At 47.6% G+C, this 19,768-nt stretch carries 15 protein-coding genes; 1 reads left to right on the top strand and 14 read right to left on the bottom strand.

The features are described from left to right. Positions 1 to 10: 10 nt before the first annotated feature. Positions 11 to 3,043 carry a SusC/RagA family TonB-linked outer membrane protein gene (locus ACYVF1_RS25920; RefSeq protein WP_461084440.1) on the bottom strand — a complete coding sequence of 1,011 codons (3,033 nt, stop codon included), beginning with the start codon at positions 3,041 to 3,043 and terminating at the stop codon, positions 11 to 13. Between the two features lie 234 nt (positions 3,044 to 3,277). Here ACYVF1_RS25920 and ACYVF1_RS25915 point away from each other — a divergent pair, with 234 nt between their 5' ends. Continuing rightward, a complete protein-coding gene (locus ACYVF1_RS25915; RefSeq protein ID WP_461084438.1) occupies positions 3,278 to 6,139 on the top strand; it encodes a ligand-binding sensor domain-containing protein in 2,862 nt (953 codons plus the stop codon). Between the two features lie 60 nt (positions 6,140 to 6,199). On the opposite strand, the gene ACYVF1_RS25910 is transcribed toward ACYVF1_RS25915, so the two are convergent. The 13 genes from ACYVF1_RS25910 to pseF all read right to left on the bottom strand — a co-directional run bounded on the left by ACYVF1_RS25910 (position 6,200) and on the right by pseF (position 19,759). Further along, entirely contained in the window at positions 6,200 to 7,681 is a 1,482-nt protein-coding gene (locus tag ACYVF1_RS25910; protein WP_461084436.1) for a phytoene desaturase family protein, read from the bottom strand. A gap of 86 nt (positions 7,682 to 7,767) precedes the next feature. Next, complete coding sequence (locus ACYVF1_RS25905) at positions 7,768 to 8,055, bottom strand: hypothetical protein (protein ID WP_461084434.1); 288 nt, start codon at positions 8,053 to 8,055, stop codon at positions 7,768 to 7,770. Positions 8,056 to 8,252: 197 nt separating this feature from the next. After that, positions 8,253 to 9,227 carry a 6-phosphofructokinase gene (pfkA, locus tag ACYVF1_RS25900; RefSeq protein WP_461084432.1) on the bottom strand — a complete coding sequence of 325 codons (975 nt, stop codon included), beginning with the start codon at positions 9,225 to 9,227 and terminating at the stop codon, positions 8,253 to 8,255. A gap of 239 nt (positions 9,228 to 9,466) precedes the next feature. Continuing rightward, positions 9,467 to 10,210, bottom strand: a complete 744-nt coding sequence (locus ACYVF1_RS25895) for a glycosyltransferase family 2 protein (protein ID WP_461084430.1) — start codon at positions 10,208 to 10,210, stop codon at positions 9,467 to 9,469. A 76-nt stretch (positions 10,211 to 10,286) separates the two neighbouring features. Further along, the gene (locus tag ACYVF1_RS25890) at positions 10,287 to 11,591 is read right to left on the bottom strand and encodes a glycosyltransferase family 4 protein (protein ID WP_461084428.1); all 1,305 of its coding nucleotides are present in this window, start codon (positions 11,589 to 11,591) and stop codon (positions 10,287 to 10,289) included. Beyond that, a complete protein-coding gene (locus tag ACYVF1_RS25885; protein ID WP_461084426.1) occupies positions 11,588 to 12,550 on the bottom strand; it encodes a hypothetical protein in 963 nt (320 codons plus the stop codon). Before ACYVF1_RS25885 ends, ACYVF1_RS25890 begins: the two co-directional genes overlap by 4 nt. A gap of 138 nt (positions 12,551 to 12,688) precedes the next feature. Then, positions 12,689 to 13,495 carry an FkbM family methyltransferase gene (locus tag ACYVF1_RS25880; RefSeq protein WP_461084424.1) on the bottom strand — a complete coding sequence of 269 codons (807 nt, stop codon included), beginning with the start codon at positions 13,493 to 13,495 and terminating at the stop codon, positions 12,689 to 12,691. Positions 13,496 to 13,557: 62 nt separating this feature from the next. After that, positions 13,558 to 15,060, bottom strand: a complete 1,503-nt coding sequence (locus ACYVF1_RS25875; protein ID WP_461084422.1) for a lipopolysaccharide biosynthesis protein — start codon at positions 15,058 to 15,060, stop codon at positions 13,558 to 13,560. Between the two features lie 72 nt (positions 15,061 to 15,132). Then, positions 15,133 to 16,212 (bottom strand): pseudaminic acid synthase, encoded by a 1,080-nt coding sequence (gene pseI, locus ACYVF1_RS25870; protein WP_461084420.1) that lies wholly within the window; start codon positions 16,210 to 16,212, stop codon positions 15,133 to 15,135. 120 nt (positions 16,213 to 16,332) lie between these two features. Next, positions 16,333 to 17,445 carry a tail fiber domain-containing protein gene (locus ACYVF1_RS25865; RefSeq protein WP_461084418.1) on the bottom strand — a complete coding sequence of 371 codons (1,113 nt, stop codon included), beginning with the start codon at positions 17,443 to 17,445 and terminating at the stop codon, positions 16,333 to 16,335. Between the two features lie 67 nt (positions 17,446 to 17,512). Next, on the bottom strand, positions 17,513 to 17,989 hold the full coding sequence (locus ACYVF1_RS25860; protein ID WP_461084416.1) for a GNAT family N-acetyltransferase: 477 nt from the start codon (positions 17,987 to 17,989) through the stop codon (positions 17,513 to 17,515). A 30-nt stretch (positions 17,990 to 18,019) separates the two neighbouring features. Beyond that, positions 18,020 to 19,051, bottom strand: a complete 1,032-nt coding sequence (gene pseG / locus ACYVF1_RS25855) for a UDP-2,4-diacetamido-2,4,6-trideoxy-beta-L-altropyranose hydrolase (RefSeq protein WP_461084414.1) — start codon at positions 19,049 to 19,051, stop codon at positions 18,020 to 18,022. A gap of 15 nt (positions 19,052 to 19,066) precedes the next feature. After that, positions 19,067 to 19,759 (bottom strand): pseudaminic acid cytidylyltransferase, encoded by a 693-nt coding sequence (gene pseF / locus ACYVF1_RS25850; RefSeq protein WP_461084841.1) that lies wholly within the window; start codon positions 19,757 to 19,759, stop codon positions 19,067 to 19,069. Between the last annotated feature and the right edge of the window lie 9 nt (positions 19,760 to 19,768).

Genomic DNA, 19,768 nt, shown 5'->3' with positions numbered 1-19,768 from the left:
TTTGTTGAGTTTAGAAGCCTACGTTAAGGCCGATGGCATACGTTTGTGTAGTTGGATAGGCATTCAATTCAATACCCTGCTTCGTCGGCGAATCTGATAGAAGTTCAGCCGTAAATCCGCTGTATTTCTTCATTGTCAGAATATTCTGCGCGGTTACAAACACCCGTGCACTGCTCACATGAACTTTGTTGATCAGGGCTGCTGGTAGCTTGTAACCCAACGTAGCGTTGTTAATCCGGGCAAACGAACCCGACTCAACGAAGTATGTCGATGCAGGCAGATTTCCGCTGTTGGCACCCGGTTCGGTCTGGGAGCCGTTCGAGCGAGTCCAGCGATTATAAGCCATCGAGCGCTCTACGTTATCCAGTACGTTCTGCCGAACACCACGCTTGCCGTTGTACACCTGATTCCCTACGTTACCGTAAAAATCAACGCTGAAATCAAGGTCCTTGAACGTTAATCCGAGATTTAGACCGAAATACGCTTTTGGCTGATAAGACCCCACAAACACGCGGTCGTTGTCGTCAATACGTCCGTCGCCGTTGGTGTCCTGATAGCGGAAATCGCCCGGTGAAGCAGACGGTTGAATAGTCTGTCCACCTGCATTTTTATAATTGGCAATTTCTTCATCGCTCTGGAAAACACCCAGCACCTGAAGCACATAGAAACTGCCAACCGGTTGCCCATTGTCGGTGCGAGTGGTATATTGCTGATTGGCCCCGACGCCCCCGTCGAGAATCGGCTGTCCGCCGTTCAGTCCGATCACGTTGTTTTTATTTAACGTAGCATTACCACCCACACGGTAGGAGAGGTCGTTCGAGATTTTGCCCCGCCAGTTCAGGGTTACTTCCAGACCCTGGTTCTGAATCGAAGCGGCATTGGTTAATACTACCCCATCAGCATCGCCCGTTACCGACGGCACTTTTACGTTAATCAGCAGGTCGCGGGCTTTTTTGTCGTAATAGTTGATTTCCCCCGTCAGGCGTCCGTTTAGGGCCGAGAACTCAGCGCCAAAGTCAATTTCTTCGGTCGTTTCCCATTTTAAATTTGGGTCTTTAATCTGCGTAATCGCGCTACCTGGTGTTGCTACGCCCCCGCCAAACGGATAAGCTAAGTTTGGCTGAACAGTCACGGTATAAGAATCCGATGGAACCCGGTCGTTACCAACCCGACCCCAGCTGGCCCGCAGCTTGAGCACGTCGAATATGCGCTGGTTCTGCATAAATGATTCATTGGAAATCAACCAGCCAGCGCCCACCGATGGGAAATAACCCCAGCGATTCTGACTCGGAAACCGCGACGACCCATCAACACGTAACGTAGCGGTGAATAGATATTTCTCGTCGAAATTGTAGTTCAGCCGACCGATGTACGAGTTTCTTGTGTATTTATCGCCGGAGCCATCGTTGGTCGACGTATTGGCATTACCGGTTCCGATATACCAGAGGCTGGGCGTTGCCGGTACGTCCTTCCGATAAGCCGAAAATTTCACCTGCGTATATTCTTCAGCGGTTGTTCCAACTAATGCTGTAATGGCGTGTTTATCGAACTTTTTGCTGAATGTAACGAGGTTGTCCCAGGTCCAGTGAAAAGTACGCGTGTTGGCGAAATTTAAATTACTGTTCGGATTGCGCTGATTGCCACCGGGATTAATGAACGTAGCAGTGTCGTTTTCAAATCGGTAATTATAAACCCGGCTGTTCAGATTCGTCCAGTCGCCACCCATGTTGCTACGTAGCGTGAGCCACTCAACCGGCTTAAGTTCCAGATAAGCCGACCCTAACAGACGGTTATCGGTCTCATGATTATCGTTATTCTGAATATCAAGAATTGGATTGCCAACATTTTGATAGACAGACGTATTGCCATATTTATTACCAGCTTTCGACTGGATAATAGGAGCCGCCCGGTAAGCATTATTATACGCCGAACCCAGATTAGCAATCTGGTTATTTCCGTTTGAATACGAGGCCGTTATCCCCGCCTTTACAACTTTATTAAATGTGAAATCATTGTTGGCACGTAGCGTAAAGCGTTTGTACACATTATTGATGACGATACCCTGATCGGTAAAGTAGCCCGCGCTCAGGAAATACGTCGATTTGTCTGTTCCGCCATTCACCGATAAACCGTGATTTTGCTGGAAGCCGGTCCGTAAAATTTGTCCATACCAATCTGTTGACGTAGTGCCGGGGCTTATTACGTTTCCACTCGCTGTGCTGACGTAATTGGCATATTCAGCGGCATTCGCCATCTGAACCAGATTAGCGGGTAACCGGAAGCCTGCATTTCCCGAATAGTTCACGGTCATTTTACCTACCGTTCCGCGCTTAGTAGTAATAATGACGACACCATTCGCACCACGAGCGCCGTAAATGGCTGTCGCTGAAGCATCTTTTAATACGTCGATATTGGTAATGTCGGCAGTATTAATATTCGTGATGTCGTCAGTCAAAACGCCATCGACAACATACAGAGCTGCTGTGCCCGCCAGCGCCGTACTGGTTCCACGAATCCGAATCACTGGCGACGTACCCGGCTGTCCACTACTAATAATCTGAACACCAGCCGCTTTTCCCTGAAGGGCTTGCGTAGCGGTCAGAACCGGCTGTTTTACTAATTCTTCACCTTTGATGGTAACAGTTGCTCCTGTTACGTCCGATTTGCGCTGCGTACCATAGCCGACGACCACAACCTCACTGAGTGATTTGGTATCTTCCACCAATGCTACGTCAATAGTGCTACGTCCCCCCACGGCGACTTCAATTGTCTGAAAACCAATACTCGAAAAAACCAACGTAGCGTTCTCTTCCGCCTGAATGGAGTACGTTCCGGTACCGTCAGTTACCGTTCCTGTAGCTGTGCCTTTTACCTGCACTGTGACGCCCGGAAGCCCCTGACCTGCTGGTCCATCGGTGACTTTACCAGTTATTCGAATTGGGGCCTTTCCTGCCCAGACTACTTGGGTATGGACAAAGAAAAAAAGTACCGTGAGCAGTTTCACTAGCCTTTTTGTTGTAAAAGGTAGATGAAGAGATTTCATAAGTTGTCAGGTTAAGATTCATGTCGCTCAATTCCAAATAGGTTATCTAGCATCAAGCGATCGCTAAATAGATAACGAGAATTCGCAACATTTTTCTACTATTTTTTTGCACAAAAGTACGTAGTGTGTAGATTCGTATCGAAAATACGGGTACATCATTACCACATCATACCAGCTTATTTAGCTTGTTTTTGATGATTTTGCCACATCAACCCGTTTTTGAAAGATCATTTTATGAAGAATTTTAAGCGCAGTTTATTGTCGGCTTCAGGACATCTACTCCGTTTTATTTTGGGGCTACTTATTACCGGTTGGATACCGGTTTCAGCACAGTCGAATTATAGTTTTTGTCAGCCTGAATTAGTTCATTATACGCGTCAGAGCTACGGCGCTTACAATCAGAATTGGGGAGCCGCGCAACATCCGAAGACCCGGTTTATCTACTTTGCCAATTCAAAAGGGTTACTGGAATTTGACGGTAGTAACTGGAAAGTATATGAACTGCCCCGTAAACAGCGTGTTCGCTCGGTAGCAATTGATTCAGAAGGACGGATTTTTACGGGTGCTTTGGGCGAATTCGGGTACTGGTTTCCGGGCACAAATGGTGTTTTAACGTATCATTCTCTGGTTCCGCTAATTGGGGAAAAGCAATTTCTGCAGGAAGAAATCTGGAATATTTTGATTACAAAACAGGGCGTTTTATTCCAGTCGTTCGCCTTCGTCTATCGGTACGAACAGGGGCGGATGCACTTTTTGCCGCCACCAGCCACTATTCTCTTTATCCATTCGGTACATGACCGACTTTTGCTTGAAGTGATGGGCAAAGGTCTTTACGAATTGAAGGGCCAGAATTATAAGTTGATCAACGGGAGCGAGTTTCTGGGGCGCGAAACCGTCACGACAATACTCCCGCTAGGCGATCAAAAGATACTCGTCGGCACCGACCGTACCGTTTATTCGTATGATGGCAGTCAGTTCAGGCCTTTTAATCAGCAACTTAATAGGTTACTGCAGCATGATCAGCTTAATCGGGGCGTATTAATAAAACAAGATTTGTACGCGTTCGGTACGTTGCTGAATGGGGTGTTCATCACCAATGCCGATGGGCAGATACGTTACCATCTTAATCAAAAAACCGGCCTGCAAAACAACACGGTTTTGTCGCTACGTAGCGATGTTGATGGTAATTTGTGGGCGGGGCTGGATAAAGGTATCGACATGATCAACTTAAGCTCGCCGGTACGTTATTTCTCTGACATTGACGGTAATCTGGGGACACCCTACGACATTGCCCGGTACGGAAATACGCTTTATCTGGGTACGAATCAGGGGGTGTATCAAAAGTCTCTGGAGAAGCCTGACACCCAATTTTCACTTATTCAGGGTACGCAGGGACAGGTCTGGGATTTGGCAGTAGTTGATAATCAATTGCTTTGTGGTCATAATAAAGGAACGTTTCGCATCGAAGGCACACAGGCACAACTGCTTTCCAACGTAACAGGTGGATGGGTATTAGATCGGATGAAAAAACATCCTGATAAGCTCATACAGGGAACATACACGAGTCTTTGCCTCTATCAAAAAGATCAACAGGGTAAGTGGACATTTCTGAACAAAGTCTCAGGATTTCAAGGGCCTGTACGTCAGCTAAACGAAGATGATTCCGGAAACATCTGGGTCAATAAAGCCTCGAATCTGGGTTTGCAGCGAATCCGGCTGTCGGATGATTTGACCCGAGCGGTAGCTGTTACTGATTATGGAAGTGATAAGATACATGGCTCTGCACTTAATCTTTGCCGCGTGCAAAAACGCATTATTGTTACGTCGACAGAAGGTTTGCAGCTGTATGATGAGGCTAACGATCGCTTCGTGCCCGCTTCCCGTATCTATCCGTGGGCGGAAAATAACATTCGTAAAATTTTTCCGATGACCGATTCCAGCTTGTTTCTGCTTCGGCAAGATGGTACGGTTGGATGGACGAAAACAAATGGGCGCGTGTCGGCAGATGTACCCGTACAAACCAATCAATGGGTTGAGGATTACGAGAAAATTGCCGATTTAGACGCTGACTACGTCGCTTTTTGCCGCGAGAACGGGTTTGCGCTGGTGCCCCGAAACGAGTTACAACGTCCGCTACGTTCGGTACCTGCGCCCGTTATTCGTATGATCACTACCGTAGACGAGCAGGAAGAACGTAACGTGTTCTGGGGTACGCAGTCGGGCACTACGTTGTCGTTCGCCCACGACCAATCGAATTTGCTTATTACGTTCTCGACTCCTTATTATACCCAGCCTGTCAAGTATAGCTATTGGCTTGAAAATAGTACCCGAGCCTGGTCGCCCCTCACAACGAGTCATCAGAAGGAGTTTAATAGTCTGCCGCCCGGACACTACGTATTTCATTTAAAATCGAACCTGAGTCCTGTCGAAAGTACACTTTCGTTCGAGATTCGTCCGCCCTGGTTTTGGACAACCTGGAGTAAGCTAGTGTATCTGATTCTGCTAACCGGGTTCTGCGGACTGTTGTATGTGCTGCATTTACGCCGGGTGGATAGCCAACAAAAGCGCCTCAAGAAACGAATGGAAACGAAGTTGCGTCGACAGGAAGAGAAAAGCCAGCGCGAAATTATTCTCCTGCAAAAAGAGCAGTTGGAGCAGGGCCTGATTCAGAAATCGGAAGAGCTTGCCAATTCGACAATGGTGCTGATTCAGAAAAACGAACTGCTGTTACAACTCAAAGAAGAACTGAACAAGACAAAAACGAAACTGAACGGAAGGCTGCCCAGCGATGACTTTGGCCGGATAAATACGTTGATTGACACGAATATTTCCAGCGAACAGGATTGGAAAATCTTTGAGACAAATTTCAATAAAGTTCACGAGCAATTTCTGAAACGGCTTTTCGAACAATATCCCGATCTAGGTCAGGGCGATTTAAAACTAGCGGCCTACCTGCGCATGAACCTGTCGACTAAAGAGATTGCTCAATTGCTGAATATTACGCACCGTAGTGTAGAATTGAAACGGTATCGGCTCCGTAAAAAGCTCAATCTGGAAGCTGACACGAATCTGAGCGAGTTTATGATAAAATACTAATTCAAAGAGCGAAAGAATGAAAGAGTGAAAGAGCGAATTTCCTGGATAGTTTTCGCTCTTTCACTCTTTCATTCTTTCGCTCTTTGAAGTTGGATCCAACGTAACAGGAACGGGTAATTCGAAAACGCTACGTAGCGCCACTCGCGCAGCATGATACCCGCACATGCCATGCACCCCACCGCCCGGTGGAGTGGAGGAAGAACAAAGAAAAATATCTGGTGCGGAAGTTTTATACGGTGAAAAGCTAACAATTGGGCGCGTAAACAACTGACCAATATCGCTGATACCTCCATTTATATCGCCCCCAATGTAGTTCGGATTGTAGGCTTCCATTTGTTGGGTATTCATGGTATGACGGTTCAGAATACAGTCGCGGAAACCGGGCGCAAACCGTTCAATTTGCTGTTCGATGGCGTCGGTTCGGTCGATGGTGGAGCCATTGGGAACGTGGCAATATGCCCAGGCCGTGTGTTGTCCATCAGGTGCACGAGTCGGGTCGAAAAGGCTTTGCTGAGCCAGTAAAATGAATGGTTTTTCGGGGTGCTGGCCATCGGAAGCCGCCTGTTCAGCCGCCGTAATTTCTTCCAATGTACCCCCGATATGCACCGTTCCTGCCTGCCGACATTCGGGAGCCGTAAACGGGATAGGTTCGCTGAGCGCCCAGTCGATTTTGAAGACCCCCATGCCATATCGATACGTCTCCAATCGTTTCCGATACGTAGTAGACAGATGTTCGCCCGCAATACGTATCAATTGCTTCGGCGTTAGGTCGAACAGCACCGTCCGTGCTTTGGGAATATCCTGCATCGACCGAACCAGTCGTCCTGTTTCAACAACGCCACCTAACGTAGTGAAGTAAGACGCCAGTGCGTTGGCAATCGACTGTGAACCGCCCTTGGGGATGGGCCATCCGTATAGATGTCCGGCGGCAGTGAGCACCAGCCCAATTGCCGACGTAGTGAGGTTTGTAAGTGGCTGAATGGCATGAGCCGCCATCCCACCCAGAAGTCCTCTGGCTTCTTTTGTCGTAAACTGCTTGAGTAACTGCGTGGCCGGAAGCAGGGCATCCAATCCAAATCGGGCCAGATCAATGGGGTGTTTCGGGAAACGTAGCGGGCCTAATACGTCTGGAGCCAGGGAGGGCCAGGTACGTACTATTGGCTCAAGAAGGCTATAATACGTCAGTGCATCAGCGCCAAGAGAGCTGGCTGTTTCAGGAAGCGATTGCCTGAGGGCAGCCGCCGTGCCGTCATCGAAAGGGTGAGCCGCTAAAATCGGTGGATTGATAAACTCCAGTCCATGTTCTGCCAGCGGCAACTTTTGGAAAAACGGCGAACCTACCGCCAATGGATGGATAGCCGAACAAACGTCATGCACAAAACCGGGCAGGGTAAGCTGAGCCGAGCGGAGACCTCCGCCAATGGTTTCTTTCGCTTCCAGCACCAGCACCGAAAGACCAGCCAATTGCAACGTAATAGCCGCACTAAGTCCGTTCGGGCCAGACCCAACTACTACGGCATCATACGTTTGTTTATCATTCATGAAACTCGTGTTCCGGCAACTGGAAACTCTACGCAAGCTAGCCGCAACGGGTCAGGAAAACCAGAATATTAAATAAATAAGTTAGCCTACTGCGATAATGCTTGTACACTTACCAACCCGCGCACCATTCGCAACCGCTGAATCAGTTTGTCAGCAAACAACGTATCGCCCTGCATTTGTACGGTCAACAACCCGTTAGCCTGCACACCATCGGCCTCAAAGGCTATTGACTTAATGAGGTAACTGTCAGATTGTGGTACGGCCTGCGTAATGTCACTGACGAAATTAACCCGGTCGAAACCTGCGATCTGATACGTTACATGGGTTACGTTTTCGGGTAAATCAGCAGCTATTGAGGGGGGCAATGAAGTCATGATAGAAAATAGATTTAAGCGGTACTCGCAAACATGTATGCTAATAGTCTTGTAGATTTATGGATAAAGGTGATTAGTTAATTTTAGTTTTCCAAACCTGCTTATAAATGATTTAGCCCGCATGAGCGGGCTAAGGTTGTATTAGGACGGGGAAACCCGAAACAAAAGCGACTGCGAATTCCACTCCGCGCTACGTATTAAACGCTCAGGATTTTTACCATCCTTAATAAGTCTTCATTAATTGGCTTCGGCAGGCGAATAGTGTCTCGGAAAGGCGTGTAAATGAGTTCGTTATTAACGATACCTGCCATTACGTTCTTTTCGCCATTCATAAGCCCCTCCAGAGCACCCAGTCCCAGTCGGCTGGCCAGAATCCGGTCGTAGGCGGTTGGAATACCGCCCCGTTGAATGTGCCCCAGTGTAGTAACCCGCATATCAATATCGGTTTGTATCTGCTGACGGATTTTTTCGGAAATAACTACCGCGTTGCCTGCTTCCTCGCCTTCGGCGATTACTACAATTGACGAGGATTTCTGTCGGCTCCAGCCCGATTTCAACGCTTCAACAACTTCCGAAATAGGGGTCAATACTTCGGGAACCATTACCATTTCGGCGCCCCCCGCAATACCCGACTGAATGGCAATATAACCTGAGTCGCGCCCCATCACTTCAATAAAAAAGATGCGGTCATGCGAGTCGGCGGTATCACGAATTTTATCGATTGCTTCCAGAGCTGTGTTCACGGCTGTATCGAAGCCAATGGTGTAATCCGTGCCATACAGGTCGTTGTCGATGGTACCCGGCGCACCCACGGTTGGAATGCCGTATTCGTCATAGAAAAGGGTAGCTCCGGTGAACGTACCGTTACCGCCAATCGCTACAAGTCCCTCAATATCAAATTTTTTGAGTTGATCGTGTGCTTTAGCGCGGCCTTCGGGCGTCATGAATTCTTTACTACGTGCCGACTTCAGAATAGTACCCCCTCGCTGTACGATATTGCTTACCGAGTGCGAGGTCATCTGAAAAATATCGCCATTTATCATTCCGCTGTACCCCCGGCGGATGCCGAACACTTCGATACCGTGGTAGACCGCCCCCCGAACAACCGCTCGGATACAGGCGTTCATACCCGGCGCATCGCCACCCGAGGTAAAAACAGCTATTCGTTTCATAGGTCAATTCAATTTTTTAAAGAAATATCACAAAAAGGTCAGCAGGGAGTTACTTTAAACCCCGCAAATTTATCCGCATTTCCCAATCTAAAGGCATCCGTTTTGCAATTATCCCTTGTATTTCATACAAAATTTAAAAAATGCACAATATGATGTTTTGTCAACATTGGCTTTTAAAATGCTTTGTTGAACTAAGTAGCACGAACGGTCATGTTGATGCCATGTATTTCAAATAAAATTTACTGTCGGTTAAATCGGTTAGCCCGCCACAAAATCCGTCCGTGATTCCAGAGCGTGGTCAGCAGCCCAAAATGGTTCGTCAGAACTTTGAAACGGTCGGTCAACGACCGGCGGTGTTGCTGTACAGATAATCCTCCGACAAGATATTTACATAAGACGAACGGCAGATACTGAATCGTTTTGGCACTTTTCAGGCACCGAATCTCCCAGTCGAGGTCGGCACTAAGGTTATTTGTTGGATAATTGGGAGCAATCGCACGTTTCGCCACAAAAGCCTGATGACACACTTTCATCCCGAGAGCCATATCGCGCCAGGTCAACTGGTGGGGGAGTGTGTGTGGCGTAACCTCGCTACGTAGTCCAACCGGTGTGCCGTCGTTACGTATAAAAAGCGCGTCGCTGTAATACACATCGGCTTTTGTAGCATTGATTTGCACCAGCAAATTCGGGAGCGTTTGTGCATCATGCAGTTCATCGCCCGCATTCATAAACCAGACGTATTCGCCGGTTGCCATTCGCTGCCCTTTATTCATGGCGTCGTAAAGTCCTTTGTCCGGCTCCGAAATCCAGCGAGTAACGTATTGCTCGTATTTTCGGATAATTGCTAACGTACCATCTGTCGACGCGCCATCCACAATAATATACTCAAAATCAGTCACATGCTGCTCGGCCAGGCTCTGAATCGTGCGCTCCAGAAACCGCTCAGCGTTGTACGTAATGGTGATGATGGATATGGTTGGCATGTGGTAAAGAGCGAAAGAGCGAAAGAATGATAGAGTGCCGCAGCGGATGTTGAAAGCCATCCGGTAGGCCGCTCTATCATTCTTTCGCTCTTTCGCTCATTAATTTTTCGTACAATTCTATATGTTGACGAGCTACAACGGCTTCCGAGAATCGACTTTCGGCCGATTGACGGGCGTTGTTACGTAGGTTTTGGGACGTATCGTGGGTGAGTACAAAAGCCAGACCGTCGGCGAGCTGCTGGGCATTGTGAACGTCTGCCAGATAACCGTTTTGCTCGTGATCGATCATTTCAGGGATGCCGCCCGTTCGAAAACCAACGACAGGTGTACCACAGGCCAATGATTCAATCACCGTGTTGGGTAAATTGTCTTCCAGCGAAGGTACTACCATTACGTCGGCGGCATTGTAAGCCGCCACAATATCGCTCTCGGATGTTAGTACACCCAGATGTTGGATCGGATAGGGGAGTTCGTTAAACAGGTACGTTCGACCTTTGCCAAAAACCAGAATTTCAGGCTTCAGTTCCGGTTGCTGTTGATGCAATAGAGAAAGCGCTTCGGCAAAATAGCGGAAACCTTTGCGGACATCTGTTACGTTCGCGCTCCCAAACAGAATCCGTGGCTGATTGCCGATTGGTAAATTCAGATGGGCGCTGGCTTCACTACGTTCAATCGGCCGAAAAACGTTCTGGTCAATCGCATACGGAATTACCGTAAACGGAAAATTGCGTAATAACGCGCTACGTTGCGCTTCACTGGCTAACCAATTGCTTGGTGGCGTAAAATGCACTTTAGCGCGTTCAAAGAGACGCAGCTTCTTCTCAAAAACCCGGTACGATAAATCGTGATCATCCGGTTTTTTCAGGTAGGGGCACTTACGGCAATGCGTTAGAAAATGATCGCAGCCGCGCGCATAATGGCAGCCTCCCGTAAACGCCCATTGATCGTGTAATGTCCAGACGATGGGTTTGTCCAGCTCAAATAGCGAACGTAGTGTATTGATGGACAAAAAGCCGAAGTTGATCCAGTGCAGGTGTAGTACGTCGGCTTGCTGAATGGCCGGGTGAAAACTCAGGTTGGCTCCAAACTGCGCCGGCGAAAACTGAAAACGCACCGAATGATCGCGTTCGTGGGGTAAAAAGTAGAGTCGTTCGGCTACAAATCGGCCAAAAGCTGTTTGTTCGGCCAGAAAGTTATTGGCCAGATACGTAACGCCCGGCGCCGGACGATGCTTCTCCAAACGATTGGGCATACCAACAAGCATGCTGCTTTCTACCGATGGATTGGTCCATATCTGCTTCTGCAACGCCCGATGGAGCCGGTTGGCTGCTACAGCCGCCCCGCCAAACAGGTGATACGTGCTAAGGTGCGTAACTCTCACCGCCCCAGTAGTTTATCAAATTTCTTAACCACCTCGGGCCAGAATCCTAAACCAAACACACGACCCCAGATACGCCGACGCGAGTACGCTTCCATTTCGGCGAAAATCGGGTCCGAAAAACGACTTTTTGCTTTCTGGGTCAGAATAAGGGCAAAGCCGTGCTGCTTCAACGTAGTGGCAAACACCCAGCCCAGCAACACGTTACGTAGCGTCAGCGTCGATTCGTCAGCAAAGCGGTTCAGGTACGTCATTTCGCCCCAGACAGCGCTGTTTTTGAGCGAAAAAAGCACAAATTTTTTCAGCAATGGACTTGTTGTAAAACTGTCCAGCAACGCAGGAGTAATCCGTGGCGATCCTTTGGGCAGTAATTCGGCCAGCCAGTGACTGCCGGTTTCTTCCATCACTTGCAGCAGCGTATATAATTTGTCCTCGCCTTCGTAAATCGACGTAATACCAGGCTCAAATTCGGCAGTCAATACGTTTTTCATACGATCCTCGCCGAGGTTACGAAACAAACGAAGGTCAGTGCCCTGCGAATCAGTTTTGAACCAGTCGACTTGATTGATATTCAGGCTATCTAACGTAGAGCGAAGGCTTCGCGTTTTTAGTTTAACAACTTTCGTCGGCTCAAACTTTGGCGCGAATGCATATTCCTCAATCAAATCAGGTCGCGGACGTAGCAGGCTGGAGCAGTGGGGCGAAGCCGTCAGGTAAAAATCAGAGGTATCATTTGGCGTGTCGATCGCCGTAACGATGTGGTTAAACGTATACAACTTCCGGAAATGCCCTGATTCACTTTCAACGTAGCCAAAGTCACGGTCGTCGGCATCAAAGGCGATGCAAATCGAATATTTGGCAAACGTTTTCCAGCGATTATGAAGTTGCCCCGAAGCACCAATGTCCACCAGTACGGGCGGTTCTTGCTGAAATTCAGGACGGGAAAGAATTTTGTCGATCATAAAAAGAGTCGTTACCGGGCCGCCGGAGCGGTCGACAGTTGTTAAGGGCTCCGACAGGCTCCGGCTGTCGGCTACGTCGCAGCAACTCTATTAGCTGCTAACGCGATTATGACAGCCAGAGCCTGTCATGGCCGCTAACTAGTTTCGATACGCAAAGATATTCAATTGCAGGTCCATACTGTCGTTGCCTTTGTAACGACGATTGACCAAGGGCGCGTGGCGGTATTGGCTGGTGTTGACGTAATACCGAAAACCGCTTTTCTCCAGAATAGTCACTACGTTGGCCAGCGTTTGTGGGTGATCGAGGTAAGCATGAAATTCCACGAACATATTTTGAACATGAGCCAGCGCATCCTGACAGTCGGTCAGTACGTCGGTTTCGGCCCCTTCGATGTCCATTTTCAACATGTCGATGCGGGTTTCACGAAGCAAAAAATCGCGCAGACGTATCGAAGGCACGAGTTTTCGGTCGGTTTGCGAATAAATCGACGCAGAGTCAGCCTGATCACTGCCAAACCAGATACCATCTTCGTTTGTCCAGACTGCTTTCGTCACAATTTCTACACCCGTAATCTGGTTCTGCTTGAGATTATTCTGCAAAATGGCGCTGATTTGTTCATCGGCCTCAAAAGCAACGATACGTGCATTCGGATACGTCTGACGGAAGTAAGCGATGCTGGTGCCGATGTTTGTACCACAATCGAAAATCACCGGATTCAGATTGGTTGTCGGGAACTGGTAAAACTCATCGACAAAAATTTCCCGAAACTGCCAGACGAACGACAGCGCATCCGGAACCCGAAATGTATACCGTCCGAACGTTACGTCGAGTGGCTGATTTCGTGGCCGATCACCGTAACGTAGCGCCAGCCATAGCAACCGACGACCTTCTACTGAACGTAGCAAGCGGGCGGATTCAGTAAACAAGAATTTAAAAAACCACATAGGGATGTAGAGAAATTGTAGAATTATAAAGCTGACTTTGTAGACGGAAAAACTTTATAACCTTACTTCTTTGAAAAAAAACGTTTTCGCAACCCTACTACTGTCTCATTAATATCAGACGATAATTTCAACGAAATTACCAACCCTCCAAACAAACTGGTAATCAGCGCGGAACGCCAGGCCATATCAACGAGCGTACGCCATTTTGGAGCATCGGCACTTGGGTAAGGAAGCTGAACAGCCAACCACCAAACGCCAAGCGCCAGTCCGATAACCACTACATTTTGCCAGGTAAACGGCTGCAACTTAAAGGCAAACCCCACAAACAAAGTTCTAACCAGGTTATAAAGAAACGTAGCAAAGGCAGCACCAATGGCTGCCCCATTGATGCCGTAGCGAGGAATCAGATATTGATTGGCGGCAATTGTAATGAATATGAGAATCACAAAGAACAGCGAATCATAGGTGTAGAAACGCGACGTATTCAGGATAATTCCATTTACGCCAGTCGCCATATCAATCAATTTTCCGAGTCCAAGCCACAAAATAACGTAGTACCCGGCGGCATAACTCTCGGGCAGAAACCGAAATACATTAGGCAAATTAGCCGCTACGCCCACAAACACTAAACAACCCGCAATGAGCTGATTCAGACAGCTTTTTCGATAAATACTAGCTATGTTTTTTAAATCATTACTCTTCCAGGATTCGGCAATAAGCGTACCTGACACTTTGTAAAGTGCCGTTGCCGGAATGGCAATTACCGCAGCGAAATAAGAGGCTGTTCCGTAAATTCCTGTATCACCCAGCCCTTGTTTACTGTTGATCATTACTTTATCAATCGTCCAGACGATCTGCGTCGATAGGGCCGAAGTAAGCGTCAGGCCAGCGTAACGCATCAGGTTTCGGCGCAAATTTGCATCGATTGAGACAAACGTTCGCTTGAAAAACAAAGCTTCGTCGCGCGCTACGCTGATGATAATCAGGACAAGCGGCAAAAAGAACGCACATAACCAGCAGATTAGAAACTGTGGAAACGTAACCCAGCCCATCCAGTACAGCCCACCTGCTACCAGCACGAGCACGCGCTGTACAAACTGTTGCAACAACGTACCGGTAACAGGGTCATAAAGTAACCGGGCGTAGTTATCGAAAACGGTGAAATAAACCGTAAAAAGTGTCAGCGGGATAAGCAGATAATAATATTGAACAAATAGCGACGACTCTTTCTGATAAAAATCGATCACCCATGGACGCGCCAGCCATAGCAACAGCACGCACATTCCGAAACCTATAAACGTAACGAACGTCGTGATGAGCAAATACCCATTGTGTTGCCGGTCGGCATTTCGGAAGTACGGAAAATAACGTCCGCCAGCGCCGTTCAGTCCCAGATTCGACGCCTGCGATAAGACCTGAGCCAGTGAAATCAGCAACGTAAGTAAGCCGACTTGCGCTTCACTTAGAAGGTTTGGAAAGAAAATTCCCTGCGTAAAAAATCCAACGGCTACACCCGCGTAGGCGTAAATCGAACTCTGAATGGTTTGCCGTTTAATGATACCCATGTAGTGAAAAAGTGACAGAGCGAAAGAGTGAATGAGCGAAAGTTGCTGACGCCAGCCCAGCTATTCGCTCGTTCATTCTTTCGCTCTTTCACTCTTTATAAGATTCCAGTCCAGCGCGGTGCCAGCGGAGATGTCTTGTGTTGCGGTTTTGCCGAGAATGTTGTCGTAATAGCGAGTGTGCAAACCGTTGGCCGGACGAATGCTACGTACCGTTTCGGGTGTGAACGTATCGCCCGCTTTCATATCGCGCACTACGTAGAGCGACCGCTTGAATTGCAGACTTTTTTCTTCCTTGGACGTAAGCGTGTAGTTCACCTGTCCCATCGCCAGATGCGCCCGTTCGGTTTCGATGACGAGACTTTTTAACTCGTCAGGTTCCAATGAGAAAGCGGAATCAACACCGCCATCGGCGCGACGTAGTGTTACGTGTTTTTCGAGCACAACCGCACCTAGTGCTACGGCTGCTACGGCTGCTCCAATGCCCATTGTATGGTCGGAAAGGCCAACGGGTACGTCGAACAGCTGTCGCATGTGCGGAATGGTGAGCAGATTCGTGCTTTCGGGTGTGGCCGGATACGTACTGGTGCATTTGAGCAAAATAAGGTCTTTGCAGCCGTTGGCACGTAGCACTTTCACCGATTCGTCAAGGTCGGCCACTGACGCTACGCCGGTGCTCATAATGACCGGTTTGCCCGTTTGCGCTACCTTTTTGAGCAGAATATGGTCGGTGTTTTCAAAGGAGGCAATCTTATACAGCGGTACGTTCAGTGACTCCAGAAAATCGACGGCGGTCGTATCAAAAGGTGAACTGAAAGCGATCATGCCCCGTTTTTGGGCGTGTTCAAAAATCGGTTTGTGCCACTCCCAGGGCGTGTATGCGTCTTGGTAAAGTTTGTACAGATTTTTATCGGCCCACAGCGACTTGGTATCCCGAATGTAAAACTCCTCCGATGCTCCATTGAACGTAATGGTATCGGGGGTGTACGTCTGGAGTTTGAGGGCATGGGCACCGGCATCGGCTACAGCATCTACAATTTCCAGTGCCCGCTCCAGCGACTGGTTGTGATTTCCCGACATCTCGGCAATCACAAAGGGCCGATGTGAAGGACTTATGGTAAACTGGGCAACCTGAATCGGTTGAGAATGTGTCATTACGTATGACAATACAAATGTTAAATTTTATGCAAAAATAAAACTGTTCAACATATCACATCATTCGAAAGGTTTCAATGGTGTGATACGTGAACAGCTTTGTAACGTATTTATAGTGTCTTATTTTTTCTTAATATCACGAATTTCCTGCTGAAGTTGCCTGATTAGTTCACCTTGTTGGCTAATCAGTTTTTGTTGTTCCTTTAAGGCTTCGGTTAATAGTGGAAGCACCCCATTATAGTTTAGGAATTTAACACCATCAGCATTTTCAGAGACAGCTTCAGGCAAAACACTTTCTACTTCCTGTGCTAAAAAGCCAACTTCACGCTTTGCTGACTGTCCCTTCCAGTCGTAAAAATAGCCATTGAGGGCGTCTATTTTTTGTAAGGCGCCAGTCATTCGAGTCACATTTTCTTTTGTCCGTGCATCCGACATCATGCGCAGGGTTCCATATAATGTGAGTTTTGCCTCGCTCATCGGCGGACCACCTAATCCAACATTCGTTCCATCATCGGTTAATTGGCTGTTTTGTAACGACCCAGCACTATTAAGTTTAGGTATCACGTTTGTCGCCGATGTGCCACTGAACGAAGTCAGGACAGAATTGGCAGGCAGATTATACCGGCTTAAGCTTCCAGAAGCATCAGCCATAATTACGCTACTTCCCGAGCCAGAAGGCACACCACTAAATCGAACAGAGCCAGTAGTATGTAGCTGAGCTTGTGGAGATGTGGTGCCAACGCCTATGTTGCCATTTGCCAGCATTTGCATATAAACGGTAGTGTGGTTTCGCCAGGCAAATAGAGGTCGGTTATCAATAGGAGCTGCTCCACTAGTTAGCGTATTATCAGTTTGCTTTCTCACGTCGAATAACATCATGGGCCAGTTACCAACATCACCAGCATAGTTCGTCATGCCCGCCATAGTCAATGTCGAACCATTTGTTAAACTTTCATTATAAGCCAACAGAACAGGATTAAAACCATTGGTTGTAGTTCCATTCCTAAAGCCGATAAAATCTGTAGGAGCATGGGTTACGCCTACTCGAAGAAGTTCGTTGTAGGTGTTTGCATTAGGGTTTCCTTTAAGGATTGATACCCTGCCACTAAGACTTGACGGCAGGGTAATCTGGGTTTCATCTCCGTTGTCTATCCATCTGTCAGAAGAAGGATCTTGTCCAAAGGCATGAAAAACAACAGAAAGAAAGGGGAGTATTAGTAAATATCGTGTCATAAATGTTTGATAATATGTATATCCTACAGTAAAATTAGGTACGGAAATGGTATTAGAAAAGCATTTTTTAGTATGATTGACTATATACTAGACTTATATCTCCACTTATATTATTTTCATCCAACAATTTAAAACCTACGCGCTCGAAGGTTTTTATAGAAGCTTGATTATCAGGCTTAATATAGGCGTGAATAGTAACAACTTCCCAATGTTTCCGGCAAACGGCGCAACCCTGTGCAATGAGCTGAGCGGCATAGCCTCTCCCCCGTTGACGGGCATCGACCGACGTACTGATAATAATTTCGTCGGGCATGTCCGCTACTGATTTGCGTTCAAAACGTACCTGACCAACAGGCTTTTTCGCATCATCGAAAAACAACAGCAACAGAGAGTTAGGGTCGGTAAGTTTACGAGTAAACCAGGCCGTGTGGGTTTCTAACGAAATAGGGGCTGAATTGAACGACCATTTCCTCGTATCGGGATCGTTAGCCCAGTCAAAATATAGGCGAGAATCGGCGGGCTGAGCAGTTCGATAAGTAAACATGGCAAGAACGTGACGATTTTCTCGAACGAATTAAGCACTTAATTCTCGAAACAAATTTCGAAATCGCTCTGGCGAACGACCATCAAAAAAACGACGCTGATTGATTAATGTTTCGGCGGCCGTTTCGGGCGAAAACGTAAAGGACTGAATCGCCAATTTCAGTATCTGGTTGAGAGCTAGAACAGGCGTCAATTGTGTTAATAAAGTTGGGAAATTAACCGAAAGCGCCAATTTCTCTTCCGACAGAAACCTTGCCAGCCGATCCTGGTTTTCGGCTGTGACAATTGCGATTAAAGGACGATTTACGGCACAAACTTCGTAACTGATGGTACTACAAGCAGTAATCGCTAGCCGACATTTTTGTATCTCGTCAACCATTTGACTGGCTGTTAGATTTTGCAGAATCTTCAGGTTAGGCAATTGATTTTGAAAAGCTTCAATAGACGGATGATTTGGATGAAACGGGCCTAGTACCAGGTGAACAGGTAAATCGGCGTTGGCCTGCTGAATAGCTTCCAGGACGGTGAGTGATACGTTCTGTGGATCAGCACCACCCAAACTGACAAAAACGGGACCATTCTCAGGTGACGTACCAAATCCTTCGCTACGTAAAAATTCGGGACGTAACAGGGCGTAGTGTGGTCCCAAACAGAACTGCGTATAGGCCTCAGCGTCGTACTCCTGTGACGTAACGCCACCAGCATGATTAACCAATACGTCAACTACCTGATGCCCACTTATTAAATCATCAATAAACACTAACTTTTTTGCCCGTTCGCGAATCGCGCGTTGAAACGGCTTGTCGAATGAATAACCATCCAGCACGACAATGCTTTCGGGCTGAATCTGTGCTAAAAATGCAGTTTGATTTTCATCAGGTGGAAGCGCAAAAACAGATAAGCCAGCCTTTTTAATCAGCGTAGAAATCTCAGATTCAGGCTCGACGATAGCAAATTGCATAGAGAAATCACTTTTCAACATAGCGGCCAGCGCGAGGCATCGCATTACATGACCCATGCCAATCTGCGCGTTCCCATCGGCTCGGAAAATGAGTTGCTTCATGAGCGTTTAGAAAGACTATCGAGACTCGTTGTTTATTCTATATTTAAGCTCAGCGACTTGCCAATCTGTTTCATTATCAATGTCATGAGCCGCCATTTCATAAATGACTATACCTCCTGAATAATCTGTTATAAGCCGCTGCTTTTGCAGGAACGCCACTACTTTAAAAAAATAAAACTGACCGGCATCATGGTAAGCCGGTTCTAAATCCTGCGAACGTGTCAGAGCATGTTCCGGCTGAAACCACTCTACCTGCTCATCCTTCAGCATCACCGCCCGTTGGATCGGAAAGCCGAATGGCTGTACCGGATATACCGTATCAAATTGTTTTTCAGTGAGTAAAGCAAACGCTCGTTGCAGAAGGTCGGACGTAACGAAAGGTGAAGTAGGATAGAGGCAGCAGACAAAGTCGAATACTTTTCCTGCCTGTTTATAATTGCTTAGTACTTCATTCAATACGTCGGCGGTGGTTGCGAAATCATCTGAGGTTTTGGCGGCTCGTAAAAACGGAACGGAGGCTCCATACTGGCGTGCTACGTCTGCAATTTCGTCGTCGTCGGTCGATACCATGACTTCGTCGAAAAGACCAGACGCAAGGGCAGTTTCAATGACGTAAGCGATGATAGGCCTTCCAAGAAAAGGGCGGATATTTTTGCGGGGAATCCGCTTGCTACCTCCACGCGCCGTAATAATCGCTACGCTACTCATACCTGCATT

The organism is Spirosoma flavus, assembly GCF_054778555.1.
The sequence above is the reverse complement of the archived record's forward strand: the minus strand, read 5'-3'. Positions and strand labels throughout refer to the sequence as shown.